The sequence below is a fragment of the Frondihabitans sp. GW821-FHT04F02 genome (assembly GCF_059420045.1).
Genome location: NZ_JBWKSZ010000003.1, coordinates 401,802 through 419,352 on the forward strand (window position 1 = coordinate 401,802; position 17,551 = coordinate 419,352).

The 17,551-nt window shown below is 65.6% G+C and carries 19 protein-coding genes and 1 tRNA gene; 13 read left to right on the plus strand and 7 right to left on the minus strand.

Translation table 11 applies throughout. The features are described from left to right. The first annotated feature begins 7 nt into the window (after positions 1–7). From AC07TY_RS10630 to AC07TY_RS10685, 12 genes are all read left to right on the plus strand, one after another. Entirely contained in the window at positions 8–3,250 is a 3,243-nt protein-coding gene (locus AC07TY_RS10630; protein ID WP_494785318.1) for a phage tail tape measure protein, read from the plus strand. Next, entirely contained in the window at positions 3,250–4,116 is an 867-nt protein-coding gene (locus tag AC07TY_RS10635; protein WP_494785319.1) for a hypothetical protein, read from the plus strand. The genes AC07TY_RS10630 and AC07TY_RS10635 overlap by 1 nt, the downstream gene beginning before the upstream one ends. A 10-nt stretch (positions 4,117–4,126) precedes the next feature. Beyond that, on the plus strand, positions 4,127–5,077 hold the full coding sequence (locus AC07TY_RS10640) for a hypothetical protein (RefSeq protein WP_494785320.1): 951 nt from the start codon (positions 4,127–4,129) through the stop codon (positions 5,075–5,077). Next, positions 5,074–6,516: a hypothetical protein gene (locus AC07TY_RS10645; protein ID WP_494785321.1), complete on the plus strand. Its 1,443-nt coding sequence runs from the start codon at positions 5,074–5,076 to the stop codon at positions 6,514–6,516. The genes AC07TY_RS10640 and AC07TY_RS10645 overlap by 4 nt, the downstream gene beginning before the upstream one ends. 4 nt (positions 6,517–6,520) lie before the next feature. Then, the gene (locus tag AC07TY_RS10650; protein ID WP_494785322.1) at positions 6,521–8,923 is read left to right on the plus strand and encodes an autotransporter outer membrane beta-barrel domain-containing protein; all 2,403 of its coding nucleotides are present in this window, start codon (positions 6,521–6,523) and stop codon (positions 8,921–8,923) included. Beyond that, the gene (locus AC07TY_RS10655) at positions 8,920–9,126 is read left to right on the plus strand and encodes a hypothetical protein (protein WP_494785323.1); all 207 of its coding nucleotides are present in this window, start codon (positions 8,920–8,922) and stop codon (positions 9,124–9,126) included. Before AC07TY_RS10650 ends, AC07TY_RS10655 begins: the two co-directional genes overlap by 4 nt. Positions 9,127–9,128: 2 nt before the next feature. Continuing rightward, positions 9,129–9,299 (plus strand): hypothetical protein, encoded by a 171-nt coding sequence (locus AC07TY_RS10660; protein ID WP_494785324.1) that lies wholly within the window; start codon positions 9,129–9,131, stop codon positions 9,297–9,299. Then, positions 9,296–10,096: a M15 family metallopeptidase gene (locus AC07TY_RS10665; RefSeq protein WP_494785325.1), complete on the plus strand. Its 801-nt coding sequence runs from the start codon at positions 9,296–9,298 to the stop codon at positions 10,094–10,096. Before AC07TY_RS10660 ends, AC07TY_RS10665 begins: the two co-directional genes overlap by 4 nt. 12 nt (positions 10,097–10,108) lie before the next feature. Continuing rightward, a complete protein-coding gene (locus tag AC07TY_RS10670; RefSeq protein WP_494785326.1) occupies positions 10,109–10,579 on the plus strand; it encodes a hypothetical protein in 471 nt (156 codons plus the stop codon). A 27-nt stretch (positions 10,580–10,606) separates the two neighbouring features. Next, positions 10,607–11,071: a hypothetical protein gene (locus AC07TY_RS10675; RefSeq protein ID WP_494785327.1), complete on the plus strand. Its 465-nt coding sequence runs from the start codon at positions 10,607–10,609 to the stop codon at positions 11,069–11,071. Next, positions 11,068–11,511: a hypothetical protein gene (locus AC07TY_RS10680; RefSeq protein WP_494785328.1), complete on the plus strand. Its 444-nt coding sequence runs from the start codon at positions 11,068–11,070 to the stop codon at positions 11,509–11,511. The genes AC07TY_RS10675 and AC07TY_RS10680 overlap by 4 nt, the downstream gene beginning before the upstream one ends. A 483-nt stretch (positions 11,512–11,994) precedes the next feature. Then, entirely contained in the window at positions 11,995–12,339 is a 345-nt protein-coding gene (locus tag AC07TY_RS10685) for a GNAT family N-acetyltransferase (protein WP_494785329.1), read from the plus strand. Positions 12,340–12,864: 525 nt separating this feature from the next. On the opposite strand, the gene AC07TY_RS10690 is transcribed toward AC07TY_RS10685, so the two are convergent. The 3 genes from AC07TY_RS10690 to AC07TY_RS10700 form a co-directional block, all read right to left on the minus strand. Next, positions 12,865–13,179, minus strand: coding sequence for a hypothetical protein (locus tag AC07TY_RS10690; protein ID WP_494785330.1), 315 nt, complete (start codon positions 13,177–13,179; stop codon positions 12,865–12,867). Between the two features lie 318 nt (positions 13,180–13,497). Further along, positions 13,498–13,785, minus strand: coding sequence for a hypothetical protein (locus tag AC07TY_RS10695; RefSeq protein ID WP_494785331.1), 288 nt, complete (start codon positions 13,783–13,785; stop codon positions 13,498–13,500). A 34-nt stretch (positions 13,786–13,819) separates the two neighbouring features. Beyond that, entirely contained in the window at positions 13,820–14,053 is a 234-nt protein-coding gene (locus AC07TY_RS10700) for a hypothetical protein (protein WP_494785332.1), read from the minus strand. Between the two features lie 84 nt (positions 14,054–14,137). Between AC07TY_RS10700 and AC07TY_RS10705 the strand changes: the two genes are divergently transcribed. Then, positions 14,138–14,293: a hypothetical protein gene (locus tag AC07TY_RS10705; RefSeq protein WP_494785333.1), complete on the plus strand. Its 156-nt coding sequence runs from the start codon at positions 14,138–14,140 to the stop codon at positions 14,291–14,293. A 376-nt stretch (positions 14,294–14,669) separates the two neighbouring features. Here AC07TY_RS10705 and AC07TY_RS10710 read toward each other — a convergent pair. The 4 genes from AC07TY_RS10710 to galU all read right to left on the minus strand — a co-directional run bounded on the left by AC07TY_RS10710 (position 14,670) and on the right by galU (position 17,510). Beyond that, positions 14,670–14,742: transfer RNA gene (locus tag AC07TY_RS10710), tRNA-Ala, on the minus strand. Positions 14,743–14,803: 61 nt separating this feature from the next. Next, positions 14,804–15,871 (minus strand): DUF3040 domain-containing protein, encoded by a 1,068-nt coding sequence (locus AC07TY_RS10715; RefSeq protein ID WP_494785334.1) that lies wholly within the window; start codon positions 15,869–15,871, stop codon positions 14,804–14,806. A gap of 38 nt (positions 15,872–15,909) precedes the next feature. Beyond that, the gene (locus AC07TY_RS10720; protein ID WP_233579998.1) at positions 15,910–16,554 is read right to left on the minus strand and encodes a GNAT family N-acetyltransferase; all 645 of its coding nucleotides are present in this window, start codon (positions 16,552–16,554) and stop codon (positions 15,910–15,912) included. Between the two features lie 59 nt (positions 16,555–16,613). Beyond that, on the minus strand, positions 16,614–17,510 hold the full coding sequence (gene galU, locus AC07TY_RS10725) for a UTP--glucose-1-phosphate uridylyltransferase GalU (protein WP_123506360.1): 897 nt from the start codon (positions 17,508–17,510) through the stop codon (positions 16,614–16,616). Positions 17,511–17,551 lie beyond the last annotated feature (41 nt).

Genomic DNA, 17,551 nt, shown 5'->3' on the forward strand with positions numbered 1-17,551 from the left:
GTGCCCCGTGGCATTTGGCAACAACCGCAGCGTCCGGCTTGCCGTCGGCGCCACCGTAGAGGGAATGGTGGGAGCCCTCAACCGAGGGTCCGCCGCCGCACGCCAGTTCTCCAGCACCGTCGCAGCCTCTGCGCGCACCGGAACCCAGGCGCTCGTCAAGCAGAAAGAGGCGGCCGAGTCCGTTGCGAAGCCGCTCGCCGCCATCGGCACCGTCGCGGCGCTCGGTATCGGCTACGCCATCAAGGCCTACGCCGATTTCGACGAGAAGATGTCGTCGGTCAAATCGCTCTCGCACGCGACGACCGACGAGATGAACCAGCTCAAGCAGGCTGCGCTCACCACCGGCACCGCCATCGGGTTCTCTGCGACCGAGGCCGCCGACGCCGAGATCGAACTGGTCAAGGCGGGTACCTCCGCGGCCGACATCTACGGCGGTGCCCTCGCAGGATCCCTCAAGCTCGCCGCGGCCGGGCAGATCGACGTCGCCGACGCGACCTCCATTGCCGCCTCGACCCTTACCCAGTTCGGCCTCAAGGGCAAAGACGTCACGCACATCGCCGATCTGCTTGCCGCAGGTGCCGACAAGGCCCTCGGTGGTGTCTCCGACCTCGGCGAGGGCCTGAAGTACATCGGCCCCGTGGCCGCATCCTCGAACGTCTCGCTCGAGCAGACCGTGGGCTCCCTTGCGCTCCTCGCCCAGAACGGAATCCTGGGCGAGCAGGCCGGCACGGGCCTGCGCGGCATGCTCCTGTCCCTGACTGCACCATCGGAACTTGCCAGCAAGACGATGGAGAAGTACGGGATCTCCGTCTACAACGCGCACGGCAAGTTCATCGGGTTCAACGGTGTCGCCGAGCAGCTGAAGACCAAGCTCGGCACGCTCGATGACGCGCAGCGCAACGCTGCCCTCGGAACTATCTTCGGCAACGCGCAGATCACCACCGCAACGATCCTCATGAAGGGCGGCGCAAAGGAGGTCGACAAGTGGACCAAGTCTGTTGACGAGCAGGGCTTCGCAACCGAGCAGGCCGTCGGCAAGATGGACAACCTCAACGGCGATCTGACGAAGCTCAAGGCCTCGTTCCAGACGGCAGCGATCGTTACGGGTGAGGCGGCAGACGGTCCTCTGAGGGCAGCAGTCGAGGTCGTCACCGACATGATCGACACCTACTCGCGCGCACCTGGTGCAGTGCAAGGCGTCGTCCTCGGGATTGGTGCTCTGACCGCTGGAGTTGGGCTCAGCTCCGCCGCCCTGCTGGTTGGTATCCCGAAGGTCGTCGCGTTTGGCGAAGCCCTCAAAGTGCTCGCCCTCTCGCGCATCCCGATTGCCTCCGCAGCGTCCGCCACGGCCCTCCGCGGTATCTCGGCCTTTGGGGCAGGCATGACCGGCGCTGCAGTTCGCACCGCAGGACTGTCACGGGCCACGCGCGTTGTCGTGGGCGCGTCGGCCGGCATGGGCAAGGCCCTCGCCGCAACCGGTTCGTTCCTGACCGGACCCTGGGGTATTGCCCTTGGTATCGGTGCAGCCGCCGTAGCTGGGTACAGCGTCGCAGTCGGTTCCGGAGCGGTCTCGCAGGAGAAGCTGACCAACGCCATCTCCACGAGCGCGGACGCGATGAAGACGCTCGAGCTTGCCGGCAAGCGTTCCGGTATCTCCAACTTCTTCGTCGGCGATGTCAGCCAGGACCTCAAGGACCTTCCCAAGGTGCTTCGCGATCTCGGCACCGAGGGGTTCTCCGCAGGAACAGCCCTCCGCTCGGTCAAGGACTACATCTCGGGCGCGAACCGGGAAAGCATCGATTTTACGGGCCAACTCTTCGGATTGCGCGAGCAGGCGAAGTCCCTCGAAGCCTACGGATCGGCTCTCGCCCAGGTGGCCTCAGCCGATGCTCCCGCGGCGTCGAAGTCGTTCAACGACCTCGTCAAGTCGCAGAAGCTCAGCCGAGACGAGCAGTCCCTGCTCCTCGACAACATGAAGGACTACAAGTCCGCCCTGACGAACCAGGCCACGTCGCTCGGCATCAGCGCCTCGAAGTCGAACCTTCTGCTTCTCGCGACCGGGAAGTACGCCGCCGCGGCCGCCACAGCCACGGATCCGACGAAGGAGAACGTCGACGCCCTCAAGCAGATGGACACCTCTGCCGAGGAGGCGGCGAAGTCGATCGAGGACACGGTCAGCGCCCTAAAGGATCTGACCTCCCCGATCCTCGACGCCCGGTCCGCCGAGCGCGACTTCCAGGCTGCGGTCGACGCCGTGACGTCGACCATCGCGGACAATGCGAAAGCGTACAAAGACGCTGGCACCTCGATGGACATTCACACGGAGGAGGGCCGAAAGAACCAGGCCGCCCTGGACCAGATCGCGCAGTCGGCCGAGAACGCCGCCAGCGCGCTCTACAACCAGACAGGCGACCAGGACAAGGCCACTGCCTCGCTCTCGGCTGGACGCGAGGAGCTGATCAAGGCTCTCGACCAGTACGGCATCACAGGCACGGCTGCGCAGAGGTACGCGGACAAGATCATCGGCACTCCGAAGAGCTGGGCCACTTTGTTCGCTAACAATGCGCCCCAGCAGGGTTCGGCTGTCGACAAGTACAAGGGCAAGCTGGACGCCGTCCCGAAGAAAACCCGCACGCAGTTGGAGGCGGATAAGTCCGCAGCTGAAAAGAACGTCGCGGCCCTGAAGGCAAAGCTCCAGAGCATCCCTGGTCACAAGAACACCGTTCTCGAAGCGCAGATTGCAACGGCCGAGGCGAGCATCACGTCGCTCAAACGGCAGCTGGAATCCGTGCCGCGCCTTCTGTCCATCTCGGCGATCGTCAAGACCAACACGACCGGGTTGCCTGTGGACGCGTCATTCGCGTCCCAGGTCGGGAAGGCTGGTGGTGGCCCGATCTCGGGTCCTGGCACTGGCACATCCGACGACGTTCCGATCTGGGCGTCCAACGGTGAGTTCATGATGCGGACGGCCGCTGTGCGCCATTACGGACAGCCGTTCATGCATGCCCTCAACCAGGGATTGCTGTCGAAGCAGCAGTTGATGGCGGCCGCGTCGATGCAGGGGCTAGCTGCGGGTGGGCCTGTTGCCCCGGCTCGCTACGCGCCGGCGCCCGCGCCGACCATCGTCGTCCAGGCGGGTGGCGGCCAGAGCACGACGTTCGCGCCGACGTTCGTCTCCTCCGGTGACGTACGCAAGGACGCTGGCGACGTCATGTTCGAGTACCGACGGCTGCAGCGAGGAGGTCACTGATGAGCGAATCGTGGTCTCTGCGATACCCGGGCACCGATGTCGAGTTCACGGACGAATCGAGGATCTTCCTCCGTTCGTATCCCGACATCGGTGACCCCGACCGCACGAACGACGACGGCTCCACCCCCCGTGGGGACGGCCTGGTCTTCGGGTCCGACTTCATCGGCGGGCGCACCGTCGGGCTGTCATTCGGCGTCGAGGGCGCCACCGCCTCGGAAGCTCAGGAGCGCTACCAGGAGCTCTCGCGCCTCTGGCGAGCCGACGCCGTCAGGAACACGCCGGCGGCGATTGCGGAACTCGTCTCGGACACCGGTCGCTCGGCTTTCGGTCGGCCGCGTCGCCTGGCGCCGTCGAACTTCGGGCTGAAGAACTACCCGCCCCAGATCGACGTCGAGGCCGACTTCCAGACGGCAGACGACCTCTGGTACGGCCCCGAAGAGTCGATGGAGGTCGGGCTGATCCCCGCCGCGTCCGGCGGGCTGGTCAGCCCCCTCCAGTCTCCTATGTCAACGACCGCCTCGAGCGACCGCTCGCAGGTGTTCGACGTCGCCGGCACCCTGCCCTCATGGCCGGTCGTCGAGGTCGTCGGCCCGATCACGAACCTGTGGGTCGAGGTCGTCGGCATCTTCGCTCTCGAGTACGCCATCACCCTCCTGCCGAATCAAGTGCTGACGATCGATTCCCGTCCCTGGGTCCGCTCGGTCCTCCTCAACGGAGGCTCGCGCGCCGGAAAGGCGAGCCGACGCTCCAGCCGACTCTCGGCCATGGCCCTGCCCCCAGGGCGTCACGAGATCGTCCTGCGCGGCACCTCAGCCGGCAACCCCGTCGCCCGCGTTCGTTGGCGACCCGCATACCCAACCCCCTAAGGAGATTCGCATGTGGGATCCAGTGCCATGGTTTGTCGGCGGCGGAGCCGAGCACTCGCCCGAGGTCGCGCGGACTCTGGCCTACGCGTCAACTAACGGGTCCGAGGGGGTCATCGACACGGCCTCACTCAAGGTGACAGCCCTCGACGTACCCGGCGGGTCGGTGGCGGTTGGAACCGGCGCGTGCCTGATCCGAAGTCGCGCCGTCGGCGGCGAGCGTCAGACCTATGCTGGCCGAGCGACGAGCGTCGATGACCCGCAGATCGCGGCGACGGACGCGAGCGGCAAGCGGTCTGACCTGGTCGTCGCCCGCGTCGAGGACCCGAACATGGCCGGGGAACCGTGGCAGGACCCCGAGAACCCGATCGTGGGCCCGTACATATTCACCCGTGTCATCCCGAATGTGCCGGCAGGGACCAAGCGGCTGCAGGACGTCCCCGGCTACGAGGGGAACTCGGCGATCGCCCTCGCGCGCGTCGATGTGCCGGTCTCCACCGCGGCGATCACGAATGCGATGATCACGGACCTCCGCAAGGTGGCCCAGCCCCGCTCCCAGCGGCAGCTGTTCAACATCGAGCCGGCGGTCGTCAACAACAACACGGCCGCCTACACGAACTGGCCGCAGGAGACCATCGCGATCGACGTGCCCGAGTGGGCGACAAAGATCGTCGTGAAGTTGGACGTCTTTGGTGCAATGGACAACACCGACATCGACGGGACGTTCCGCATCACGCTCGGTGACCAGCAGGTGCAGGTGCAGGACTTCAGCCTCAACGGGACTGGTACCGCGCAGCGCATGACGTTCACGGTCGCCGGGTCTGCCGGCGTCGCCGCGGCCCAGCGCGGGACGACTCAGACCCTCAAGATGCAGGCGAAGCGGTCGGGCGGGACCGGAAACATCCGGACCGTCGTCAAGGGGTTCTACATCGCCGACGTCGAGTTCTACGAGGTGCCGGTGTGACCTGGCGATTCATCGCCCGTCGGGCCACGACTGGCGAGTTTCTCGACTACGACGTGCCCTTCAACTCGTTCGGCGACCCCACCTGGAGCCTCTCCTCCGTGGGGTCGCTCGTTGGCACCGTGTCGCCTGACACGGGCGCCCTACGGGCAAACGACGACCAGCTGCTCCTCCAGGAGTGGAGCACTCTCCTTTACGCGGAGGCCGATGGCGAGATCCGCTGGGGCGGGATCGTCACCAAGACGACCTTCAACGGGCCCGACTGGACCATCGAGGCCGCCGGCATCTCGACGTTCCCGCACGGCCTGCCCTTTCAGGGCGACTACACCGGGGAGGTCGTCGACCCCGCCGACGTCGTCCGTATGCTCTGGGAGCACCTGCAGAGCTTTCGGTCGTCGAATCTCAACGTCACGGTCGTCGGCTCAACGAAGAAGACCGTGGGCACCCGCTCGACCTCGATCGCGACAGCCGCTCTCAACGCGTACAACGCCGCGAAAAAGGACTACGAGGCGGCGCAGGCCGAGCTCGCCAGGCGCCGCGCGGCCACGTCGGCAGCGCGGAAGGTCTACTCGGCTCGCGTCGCCACGCGCACGGCGGCGAACAAGGAGCTGACCGCGGCCAACAAGTCGAAGGACCAAGCCCGGATCGCTCAGGCCAAGGCCGCCGTCGCGGACGCGAAGGCCTCCGCCGATGCGCAGAAGGCGACCGTCAACCAGCTCGACGCGTTCGCGGACTCCTACGCCGACAACGTCGCCAGCGCGAAGGCCGTCAAAGACAAGACCTACAAGACGAAGGTCTCGACGGCGGAGGCAGCAAGGGACGACGGCGGCGCCTACCGCCTCTCCTGGTGGGAGGCGCCCGACTGCGGCGACTCGATCGACAGCCTCGCCACGGAGACCCCCTTCGACTGGACCGAGCGCTCTTACTGGTCCGGCGACGACATCGAGACCGAGATCCGCATCTGGTACCCGCGAGCTGGCCGGCGCCGAGACGACCTGACGTTTGTGCAGGGCGAGAACATCGTCGAGGTCGTCCAGGCCGGCACGAACGGGGACACGTACGTCAACGGCGTCATCGGAATCGGTGCAGGCGAAGGTAAGGGGTCGCTCCGGCGGACGACGGCGGTCGACGACGGTCGCCTGCGCAGGGTGCTCGTCCACACGGCGAAGACCGTGAAGAAGACGACCACTCTCGACTCGCAGATCCGGAAGCAGCTGACCGCGCACCACCAGACGCTCACCGTCGACTCGATCACCGTTCGGAACCATCCTCACGCGGAGATCGGCTCGTGGGTCGTCGGCGACGACATCCTCGTCGACTTCGACGTGCCCTGGCTCGGACAGCAGCAGATCTGGCATCGCATCACCTCCTGGACGCTCATCAACGAGGACAAGGCGAAGCTCTCGCTCGCGCGAAGCGACTCATTTAACTACGGAGGGTAGGCACATGGCGTCTGACGCTGTTGACCAGGCATCCACCATCTTCGAGCTCGGGCGGCGCCTCATTGCGATGGAGCGATCCGTCCAGCTCGAGAACTCCACGGTGGGCACTGACGACGACACAGTCTCGGTCGCCGACGCTGTCGCGGATGCTGCCGACGTCGCTTCGTCCTTCGGTGGCCTGCAGGACATCCTCGACTCGGCAGCCGACGATGTCGCCGCGGCCGGCGCTCAAGCGGACGCCGCAGCGGAGGCCGCGGCGCAGGCCGGCGAGGACGGTCTCGCGGCCGCAGCTGAGGCACAGGAGGCGGCCGACGAGGCGCTGGCGAACGCCGCCGACGCCGTCGAAGCGGCCGAGGACGCCGTCACCAAGGGGCAGGCCGCTCTCAACGCCGCCCAGGACGCCTCGACCGCTGCGAGTACCGCGCAGGGAGCCGCGGAGGCTGCCCTCACGAGCGCGAACGGTAAGACGACCACGAAGTACTCACCGAACCCGCCCGTCGATAACGGTGACGGTACGTGGACGCCTCAGGGTGTCACCGTCGGCGACCAGTGGTTCGTGCGCAACTCGACCACGGGCGTCGTCTCGGCCCAGTTCGAGTGGACGTCGGCCGGCAACTGGATGGCGAGGACTCTTGCGTCTGCCGTCATCGCGAGCCTAGACGCGGGCAAGATCACGGCCGGTTACATCTCGGCCGCGCGCATCGCCGCCGGCACCATCACAGGCGACCTCATTGCTGCCAACACGATCAAGACGGCGAATCTGGCGGCAAACTCGGTCACGGCCGCCGTCATCGCCGCGAGCACGATCACGTCCGCGCAGATCGCGGCGAACACCATCACCGCCTCGCAGATCGCCGCCGACGGCATCACCGCGGCGACCCTGGCCGCTGACGCCGTCCTCGCGCGGAACATCAAGGCCGGCGAGGTCACAGCGGGCAAGCTCGCCGCGAACTCGGTCGTCGCACTGAACATCACCGGTGGGACCATCACTGGCGACAAGCTAGTCGCGAACACCGTGACGGCCCGAGAGATCAAGGCCGCTTCGATCACCACAGCACTGCTGAGCGCCGACGCGATCAACGGCATGACGATCACGGGCGCGACTTTCCAGACGGCGGACCCGGCAGCACTGACGCCTCGTCTGTCCCTCGCAGGCTCCACGATGCTCGGCTTCGCCGGCACCACCGCGGCCAACAACCTCGAGTTCTTCCGCCTCGACACATCCGGCGGCGGCCTCATCCGGATGTCGCAGCAGAACTCGGGAACCGTCACCATCAACGGCACCACCTGGACCGGCGGCGGCATCGTCTTCACCCAGCCTGTGTACGGCGGTACCAACCCCGTGCATCTGCTTGGAGCGCCAGGCATCGGGTGGTTCCTCAACACGGCGAACGTCGCATCGAACACGGACTACTGGCTGATCTTCGGCGCCCCGAACCTCAACAACGGCAAGACCGGCCCGTCGTTCTCCGGCATGGCGCTGAACGACACGGCCTCGACGATGCTTCAGGGCGGTGGCGTGCGCGCGGCCGGCGCGACGTCGCTGTACCTGTCGGACTCCAACCTCGACATGAACGGGCCCGGGACGCAGGGCAACTATTCGCAGGCATCGGTAACCCTCGGCTGGACAGGACAGCGAGCCGCCGCAGCGAACAAGATGGGCGGCGGGAACGTCCTCATCCTCGGCGGGTACTCCGACTCCGACGCGGCGTTCCTGCGCATGGGCTCCGGCATGACCGACAACTTTGTGCCCAACCAGAGGCCGACCACGTCGAACGTCGTGCTGGCAGCCGGTGCCCCCGGGGTCGCAAACGGGACCGGTGGCTACCTGTCCCTCACCTCCAACCAGGGCAATCTCTACGGCGGCACCACGACCGCCGCGGGCGTGCCCTCGCGCATTGTGGCCGGCGCCTCTTCAGTGCAGCTCACGATGCCGGGAGCCTCAGCCTCAGCGATCGTTCCCACTGCGTGGCTGAACGCGAACTACTGGCAGGTCGACAACGCACTCATCAACTCGTCGCTGACGTATGCACAGGTTGTGACGGGCCGCAACGTCGTCATCAACTCAAACGGCACCCTCGGGTACGCCTCGTCGACGGAGCGGCACAAGTACGACGTCGAGGAGCTCGTTATGACCGACGATCTCCTCGAGGCCGTCATGTCGATCTCGCCGAGCACGTTCCTCGTCGACAGCGACTTCCGCGAGACTCCGCAGCGCCAAGGCGGATTCATCGCCGAGCGTTTCCACGACGCCGGCCTCCACGAGTACGTGGACTACGGCGCCGACGAGAACGGCGAGATGACCGACCGCGTCGAGGGTCTCTGGTACGACCGCGTCCCCGCCATCGAATGGGCATGGCTGAAGCGAATGCAGGCCGAACTCGACGAGCTGAAGGCGAGCCCATGACAGCCATCCACGTCGCCCAAGCAGTCCCCGGCGTCGACACCGAGACCGACTGCCCCTGCGAGAAGCAACCGTGCGGGTTCGTCGACATCGGCAACACCTCGCCCGACTGCACCATCCACACCCGCCGAGGCACCTTCGCCCGCCGCCACCTCGGCGACCGGTGCCTCGGCACACCACTCACTCCCTCCACAGAAAGCAGCTGACCATGGACAACCTTCAGCAGATCGCCGTCGACCCCAGCCAGGCACTGAACGCGTACTCGCAGATGCTCGCGAACGCCAATCACGAGCTGGCGATGACGAAGGCGGCACTTGCGCAGGCGAACGCACGCATCGCCGAGCTCACGGAACCCGCCGAGCCGGTCGAGGAGTCATGAGTCTCGTCTGGGGCGGTTTCGACAACGGCGGCATGACCGACGCGGACCTCAGCCCTTGCAAGAACTTCGTCCCCATCCCCGGGACGCACTCGAGCGCTACCCGCATGTCGAACCAGGGCAAGCCCTCGTTCGTCAAGAAGGTCGCCGCCTTCCAGGCCGCGTTCGAGGCTCACTTCCACAAGCCGCTGAACGTCTCCGAGATGTTCCGCAGCATCTACGTGCAGGGCCTCTACAAGGCCGACGAGAAGACCACCGGCGTCCTCGCCGCCACCCCCGGCACATCCATCCACGGTTGGGCCCGCGCCGTCGACTTCGGATCCGGAGTCGAGACGTACGGGTCGCTCGAGAAGATCTGGGCCGACGCGAACTGCGGCCGCTTCGGCCTGGTCGCCGCCGGCAACACGTTCGTTGCTCGCGGCTTGTCTCGCAACGAGGCCTGGCACTTCGAGGACGACCCCGACAACAACCCGGACCTCGACGCGGTGCTCGCCGCGGCGGGCCTCGACACATCACCCCTGGAGGAAGACATGCCCCTGACCAAGACCGAGAAGGAAGAGATCGCGACCCTCGCCGCCGACGAGGTGCTCTCGCGCCTCCTGAAGAGCCAGGCCTGGGACACGCTGACCAACCAGACCTCGAACGCTGCCTCGCGCGCCGAGGACATCCAGAAGACCCTCGCCGACCTGCCCCGTGCGATCGCTGCCTTCGTCCTCACGAACGGCAACAGCTTCTCGGGGCAGCTACGCCTCATCGGCTCCAAGCTCGGCATCCCCGCCGCCAAGACCAAGAAGAAGTAGAAGGAGACCCCCATGGCCGACCACGAAGCCACCGACACCCTGCAGACCGTCGCACAACGGTACGCCCCCGCCCTCATCTCGTTCGCCGTGCTCGTCATCGGCGCAGTGCAGACCGCCGCCGCGACAGGGCCATTCAGCCTCGTCGTGATTCTGCAGCTCGTCTCCCTCGCGGCGGGCTCCGGCCTGACCTACTTTCTGCCGCTGGTCGGCACAAAGTGGCGCGGCAAGCTCAAGACCGGCGTCGAGCTGCTGACCGCCCTGATCGCCCTCGTGCTGCCGTACGCGATCGCCGGCCACATCAGCGGACCTGAGGTCCTCCTCGTCGTCATCGGCGTGATCAAGGCCATCGGCACCGAGCTGGGCGTCGCCATCCGCGTCGACCCCGCAGTCGCCCGCGTGAGCTCAGCCGACGTCTTCGACATCAGCACCCTTCCGGCTTCCGCAGAAGCGGTGGCGGCCACCGCCAACGACACTGACGCCTAGGCCACCCTCGAGCTCTCAGGGGGAGCCATGAAACGCACCATCAGCCGCCTCTGGCGGTCGTCCATCTGGGGCCAGGGCGCAGTGTCACCTGCTGACGCTCGGGTCGACGGGTTGCTCCGCCGATCAATCCCAAGGTTCTACATCGCCGTTGCTGTGTTCGGCCTCTTCGGAGCACTCGGAGGCACACCCGCACTCCGCCAGACATTCGGCGATCCGTACGCGCATGCCTGGTCGTTCCTGGTCACGCTTACGGCGTTGGCATGCCTCCTAGGGCTTGCCTATCCGGCACACCTGTGGCGCGTCGAAGCGATTGCGGCGATGGCCTTGAATGGGTGGATTTTCCTGTACATCGTCGCTCTCATCGCCGCCAGCACCATGTCTCCTGACATCGGCCGTCTCGGTGTTGGGGCTGTCCTATTCGCCCTCACTGAACTTCCCTGGTGGCGCGTTCAGGACATCTACCGGGACCGCAAGAAGAACGGCTGGCAATGACCGAAAACACCACCGTCGCACTGCTAGCCCTCCTCGGCGTGGCGCTCACCACCTTGGGCGGCATCTTCATTGCTCGGCGGAAATCAAGCGATGACAAGGCATCGACCGGTTTCACGCAGTCGTTTGAGTTGACGAAGTACATTCGCCAGCAGGTTGCCGTTGAGGTGGCTGAGCAGACGAAGCAGATACGGACCGAGCTCGGCGGCGTCAAGCGCGTTCTTGCCTCCCTGTACGACAAGTACGCCCTCGTCATTGCCGAATTCCGTCAGTTCTACCTCGCTACCCACCGCAAGCTGGGTCCAGACACCCCGCCACTTGACCCCCGCATCAAGAAGATGCTTGAGGAAGACGAGGGCGACACCAAAACCGCCGCAATGATGGACAGTATTCGTCAGTCCATCAGGGATGAAGACGAGACCATCGACAGCATTGACGAGTGACATACAAACGCCCCGCCCCTGACTTCGGTCAGCGGGCGGGGCTTTTTTGTGTAAGCGGTCAGCTAGATCGTGCCACCCGTTCTGGGATGCGCGCCGCTGCAGGGTTGAGGGTTTAGTCTGACTCCATGCCTCCCCTCCTGACGCTCGCTCGTCCAGAAGTGAACGACGCACCTGTCACTGGTTCTGATGGACTGACCGATGAGGAGAGGAACCTCTACGCGGCCGAGCACCGAGCTAGCGCAGGAAGCAGGCACCTTTCTCCCTCAGCACGCAACGCCATCTTGCATGCCCTAGAAGAGCGCAGAAATCGCTGACCAACTCAGTTGGCGGGTTGCTACGAGAGAAGACAGACAACACCTCCAGCATTTCGCTTGTGCCGAGCCTCCTGGGAAAGTTTGGGACAAGAAACGCCATGTCGAGCGTCCCCATCCGCAACCCTGGGCCTTGGCTGTTCAGTCGGATATACGAACGCGGACACCTCCGATGGGAAAATCGGAGGAACTGCTCCTTGGATTTATGGGCAACGCTCTAGCGACTGTAAATCACATAGCTTGGACGGAAGACCCCGGCGAAGAGCCGCAACTAGCCATCCTTACGTTCGCGGTCGACAACAATTTCAAAAACCAGGGAGTTGGGTCCGCTGCACTGCATACCCTGATTAAGGTCTTGCAGCACGTGCGAGATCAGAACAACAGTGCCTGTGGGGCGTTTGCGCGAATCCATCGTGACAACTTTGCTAGTCAGGGACTGTTCGGCAAGCTGGGGTTTGAAAACCTAGGGGAGTTTGACAGTGACCCGAATGAAGTGTGGGTTCATGACCTCTTGTGACTAAGAGGACCCGTTCCGCTGTGCCCAGGAGGAATGGCTCCTGGCCGACCACCTCACTTGTCCATGCAGCTGGCGTCGAATCGCTGCTTGGTTTGAGAACGGGAACACCCCGGCTGTTACTGGACCTGGGGAAGGCGCGTCAGCCGGGGTGCTCGCCGGGCGATCGCGGCCGGCACGCAAAAAGTACTCCCGACTCCCGCTCTGGTCAATGCTGGTGCACGCATTCTTCGGTTGATAGGTCTCGCCTCGCTCAGCCGGTCTGGTCGTCCTGTTGCAAGGCTTGTGCGGCAAGCTCGATCAACTTTTCGTAGGAGGGTCCGTCGTTGGGTCGGCGAAGGTATGGCTTGATGTCGATCTCTGCTGGTCGTCGCCTTGTCCTGCCGGTCAACTGAGCCTTCGGGTAGACACCGATTTTAGCCGGAGGCACACCAGGCTCCCGCTCGTAGGTGCTGTCCCCTTCCACGGCAATAGTGTGACAAGGCCTGCACGACCGCCTCAACTAAGGGCCGGTTTGGCACGATGCGTTCAGAGGAATGGCGAGTGTGGGAAGTCCCTAAATTGTGCGTTCGTCTGCGCGTGTTTGCGCAGCCTGTGCATGATTGCTTGCGAAGTGGGCACCATGGCGGGAAACTCCACATTCCGTCTCGTGCTCTCGACGCAGAAGTAAGCCCACCTGTCGTCTCTGCTCACTTTCACCGATGTGATGTCGTTCTTGCCGAACAGTGTGACTGCAACGTTTTCGCCGCGAAAGTTCTCCACCAGCCGCAACGCAAAGCCGTCGTCTTTCAACTCGTAGACGAACTCGCCCTTGCACCATCTGGCGTAGAAATCGAAATCCACGCTCAGATACTAGGGCCGCCGCAATGGGGCCGGGGTCTGGGTTTGAGAACAGTCCAAGACTCTTGGTGGCCACCGGGGCGAAGGTGGGTTGAACTCCAACACGTACGCGGGCAGCCGCCAGGGGGCAACCTGGATCCTCGGGCCCCCGGACGATAGACGCGGCACACGCCCGCCAACAATGTCGCTCACCAGCCGCGGCGGGCGGGCCTGCGGAAGGCCCTCGAAGTCGTAATCGCTGTCCACGGTTATTTCTACTACGCCGCAGGCTTAGGGCTACGCCGATCGACCGTAATGCGTCAACGGCCGGTCGCCTCTTCGCTACTGGTTGGCGAACTCAAGCCACCAATGAAACGCCTGACGCGGGTCCTCGAACGGGGCGTGGGCGGGCATGTCGGTCTGGTTGCCGTGCACCTTCCAGCCCTCTGGTGTGCGCTCGATGCTGGCCTCGCCCTTGATGGGGCTCGAGGCCGCGGCGATCGTCACGAGCCGGAGGCCGCTACTGACTCGCAGCTCCCACCGGCCGGAGGTTTCTAGGACGTCGAAGGCCAGGCCGTTCGTCTCGAGCCACTCCTCGATCGTGCCCTTAAACGGTGCGCTCACTCCCATGCAGGAGAGGCTTTCACGGGCCTCTGACAGTCAACTACTCGGACGCGCGATCGATAAAGGCTCGTCGCCGCTTCAGTCCAGTTCGCATGAGGCCGGTGGCAAGCAATACGAAGACAAGTAAGCCGACCGTGCTACCGACGATGAAGGCGGTGGACTCGCCATCGATAAGCGATCCGATGGTGCGGATGAGGTAGACGACCGCAATGAGCACGCAAATGCCGCCGAACGTCAATTGAACAGTTCCTCGGGAGGGTGCTTTCTCTGCCATGCATCGGACTCTAGCAAAGTGCCAATGCCCGCCGTTTCCTGACTTAGACGACGACTGTCAGTGGCCAGCGAGACACTTGTCGGCATGACACCCGACGACCGCCGCCTACTCGCTCTCGAAACCCGCGACCTCCAGGGTGTTCGGAAGCACGGCGCGATCATCAAGGAACTTGGGATGACGCCGGCACGGTACGTGCGGCGCATTGACCGCCCGCTCAGCACCTGCGAGGCCCGGATCTAATGAGAGGCCGTTTACGCGGCCTGAAAACTCCAAACAAGACGAATCAACTAGACCGACAGCAGTCCACTTGACATAGTCAGCGGGTTAGGCCCCGTTGCCGCGACTCAGGGCTCGTGCTCCGGCAATGATGAAGATCACCCCTGGGACAACGAGGGCGAAGAGGTACACCAATTTTCCTGCTCCCTCGCCCGAACTGAAGATCAGACCTGCGATTCCGAAGAGAACGAAAAATACTCCGAAACCGATGGCGACTTTGGGCTTCTTCACATTCAACAACTGATCATTCCTTGAATAAACAAGCGGCGGGCTACACTCTGGGCTACACGACTGACTACGGCAAGAGGCCAGTTCCCTTACGGAGACTGGCCTCTGTGGGTGGAGCCTAGGGGATTCGAACCCCTGACCTTCTCATTGCGAACGAGACGCGCTACCAACTGCGCCAAGGCCCCCAACTGCTTTTCAACGATATCAGACCGTCGGGATCGCTCGTGACACCACGGGCTGTCGTCGTCAGACGGCGCGACGGCGCCGGAGCACCTCATCGAGCCGGAGCTCTTCGAGAGCCTCTTCGTCGACGTAGCCCATGCGGGCGAAGGGGCTCGCGGGGGCGGGCGGCTCCACGGGCGCGGGGGCCGACGCAGGGGCGGCCCGGACGACGGGAGCGGCCGGCGCAGCGGGCTCGCGGTGGCTCTGCAGGGCCGCCTCGGCCCGGGCGACCTCGCGGAGCGCCTCGCGCTGGGCCTCGAGGCGCGCGGCCTCCTGGCCCTGGCGGACCTGCTCGGCGGCGGCCTCGCGAAGGGCCTCGGCATCGGCGGACGTCGTCGGCGACCCGGCGACGGCGGAGGAGCGTGCCAGCGCGCGACCGGCGCCACGGCGCATGTACAGCGGGCGCGGAAGCGGCACGGGCGTCCACTCGCGTTCAGCCGCGATCGGCGACTCGGCGGCGGGAGCCTCGACGGTCTGCCGCGGCGCGAAGTCCTGGAAGGGCTGGGCGACAGGGGCCGCGTCGCTGACCCCCGGGGCGGCGATCGTCCGGCGGGCGCGGGCCCGCGAGACCTGGGCGAGCTGGCCGAGGACGAGGAGGGAGCCGGCGGTGGCCAGAGTTCCTGCGACCATCAGCGGCCACGCCGAGGCGATCTGCACCGCACCCGCGACGACGGCTACGAGGCCGAGCACGAGCAGGAGGGTGGTGGCGAGACGGGTGCGCCGGAGCCGACGCGCGGCCAGGGCGGGGTCGCTGTCGGCGGCGCGCAGGGCAGGACCGGTGGCGGCGAGCTCGCGGGTGATGGCCCGCTGCCGGGCGGCCTCGTGAGCACGGCGGATAGCCTCGCGCTTGGCCTCCTCGGTGCGGAGGATGCGCTGGGCCGTGGCGACGGACTTCGCGTTGGCCTCGACCTGGAACTCCTCGGGCACCTCGGCGGTCTGCGCGAGGATGCGGAGCGTCTGCTGGAGGCGGATCGCGTTGCGCTCGGTCGCGAGGTACTGCTGACGACGGGCCCATGACGGGATCAGGTAGACGAGCCAGAGCACGGCGACCAGCCCGAGGACGATGCCTCCACCCCATGACCCGATTCCCATGTGGGACAGGGTAGGAGCCACTCGCCTCCGACCCGCGGCTATCGCGGGGTGTGTTGGCTTTCTTCGAGCGCGGACGGCGGGACGCTGCCCTGGCCGGGCGGCACACGGCCTTCGTGCCAGCGGCGCAGGACGCCCTCGGGCACCTCCTCGGCCACGAGCGCGAAGCAGAAGTGGTCGCGCCAGTCGCCGTTGATGTGGATGTAGCGGCGACGGAGGCCCTCGTACCGGAACCCGAGCTTCTCGACGACTCGGAGGCTGGGGTGGTTCTCAGGCCGGATGCAGATCTCCATGCGGTGGAGACCCAGGCGCTGGAAGCAGTGGTCGGTCGCGAGGGCGACGGCCGTCGGGGTCGCATCGTTGCCGGCGGCCTGCTGGGTGACCCAGTAGCCGATGGTGGCCGAGGCGAGAGACCCGTAGGTGATCCCCGAGACGTTCAGCTGCCCGACGAACTGCTGGTCGAGCTCGATCGCGAACGGGAGGCCGAGCCCCGCGCGCGCATTGGTCTGCAGCGAGCGGATGCTCGATCTCACGTCGATCGTGGTGAAGCCGTGGGGGTTGGTGGCCTCCCACTGCCGGAGCCAGGAGCGGTTGGCCGCGAGGGCACGATCGAGATCGCGCGTGTCACGCAGCCGCAGGGGTCGGATGCCGACCCGCCCCGACACCAGCGTGGGGATGGTGGTCACTTGTGATTGCCAACTTCAGGAAGGGTGGACGGCCCTGCGATCGCGCAGGGCCGCTACGGCTACTTCTCCAGGCCCGAGGCGAACTCGAGGATCCACGCCTTCAGGTCTTCGCCGAGGTCCTCGCGGTCGCTGGCGAGCTGGATGATCGCCTTGATGTAGTCGAGTTTGTCACCCGTGTCGTATCGGCGTCCACGGAAGACGACTCCGTACACGCCGCCGGTCCACTCGTCGGCCGCCGCCATCTTCTCGAGGGCGTCGGTCAGCTGGATCTCGCCACCCTTGCCGGGGGCCTGCTTCTCGAGCACGTCGAAGACCTCGGGGCGCAGCACGTAGCGGCCGATGATGGCCAGGTTCGACGGGGCCTCGCCCTGCGGGGGCTTCTCGACGAGCCCGGTGATCTTCACCACGTCGTCCTCGTCGGTCGCCTCGACCGTGGCCACGCCGTAGAGGTGGGTCATGTTGTCGGGGACCTCGAGCAGCGCGACGACGGAGGCGTTCTTCTTGCCCTGCACCTCGATCATGCGGCTGAGGAGCGGGTCGCGGGCGTCGATGATGTCGTCGCCGAGGAGCACGGCGAACGGCTCGCGGCCGACGTGCATGGAGGCGCGGAGCACGGCGTGGCCGAGGCCGAGCGGGTCGCCCTGGCGCACGTAGTGCATGTCGGCGAGGTCGGTGGACTGGTTGACCTTGGCGAGCTTCTCGTGGTCGCCCTTCTTGCGAAGGGTCTCCTCGAGCTCGGACACGTGGTCGAAGTGGTTCTCGAGTGCGTTCTTGTTACGCCCCGTGATCATGAGCACGTCGGTGAGTCCGGCCGCGACGGCCTCCTCGACCACGTACTGGATGGCCGGCTTGTCGACGACCGCGAGCATCTCCTTCGGGATGGCCTTGGTTGCGGGAAGGAATCGTGTTCCCAGCCCTGCTGCGGGAATGACGGCTTTTGAAATGGTGAATCCCATGCCGCTCAGCGTATCTATTCGTCACGTTACGTGGCGGTTAA

Excerpts from the sequence above, each read along its gene's own strand:
- AC07TY_RS10635 (WP_494785319.1), top strand. The coding sequence starts at position 3,250 with ATGAGCGAATCGTGGTCTCTGCGATACCCGGGCACCGATGTCGAGTTC.
- AC07TY_RS10640 (WP_494785320.1), top strand. The coding sequence starts at position 4,127 with ATGTGGGATCCAGTGCCATGGTTTGTCGGCGGCGGAGCCGAGCACTCG.
- AC07TY_RS10650 (WP_494785322.1), top strand. The coding sequence starts at position 6,521 with ATGGCGTCTGACGCTGTTGACCAGGCATCCACCATCTTCGAGCTCGGG.
- AC07TY_RS10655 (WP_494785323.1), top strand. The coding sequence starts at position 8,920 with ATGACAGCCATCCACGTCGCCCAAGCAGTCCCCGGCGTCGACACCGAG.
- AC07TY_RS10660 (WP_494785324.1), top strand. The coding sequence starts at position 9,129 with ATGGACAACCTTCAGCAGATCGCCGTCGACCCCAGCCAGGCACTGAAC.
- AC07TY_RS10665 (WP_494785325.1), top strand. The coding sequence starts at position 9,296 with ATGAGTCTCGTCTGGGGCGGTTTCGACAACGGCGGCATGACCGACGCG.
- AC07TY_RS10670 (WP_494785326.1), top strand. The coding sequence starts at position 10,109 with ATGGCCGACCACGAAGCCACCGACACCCTGCAGACCGTCGCACAACGG.
- AC07TY_RS10675 (WP_494785327.1), top strand. The coding sequence starts at position 10,607 with ATGAAACGCACCATCAGCCGCCTCTGGCGGTCGTCCATCTGGGGCCAG.
- AC07TY_RS10680 (WP_494785328.1), top strand. The coding sequence starts at position 11,068 with ATGACCGAAAACACCACCGTCGCACTGCTAGCCCTCCTCGGCGTGGCG.
- AC07TY_RS10685 (WP_494785329.1), top strand. The coding sequence starts at position 11,995 with ATGGGAAAATCGGAGGAACTGCTCCTTGGATTTATGGGCAACGCTCTA.
- AC07TY_RS10695 (WP_494785331.1), bottom strand. The coding sequence starts at position 13,785 with ATGGGAGTGAGCGCACCGTTTAAGGGCACGATCGAGGAGTGGCTCGAG.
- AC07TY_RS10700 (WP_494785332.1), bottom strand. The coding sequence starts at position 14,053 with ATGGCAGAGAAAGCACCCTCCCGAGGAACTGTTCAATTGACGTTCGGC.
- AC07TY_RS10705 (WP_494785333.1), top strand. The coding sequence starts at position 14,138 with ATGACACCCGACGACCGCCGCCTACTCGCTCTCGAAACCCGCGACCTC.
- AC07TY_RS10715 (WP_494785334.1), bottom strand. The coding sequence starts at position 15,871 with ATGGGAATCGGGTCATGGGGTGGAGGCATCGTCCTCGGGCTGGTCGCC.
- galU (WP_123506360.1), bottom strand. The coding sequence starts at position 17,510 with ATGGGATTCACCATTTCAAAAGCCGTCATTCCCGCAGCAGGGCTGGGA.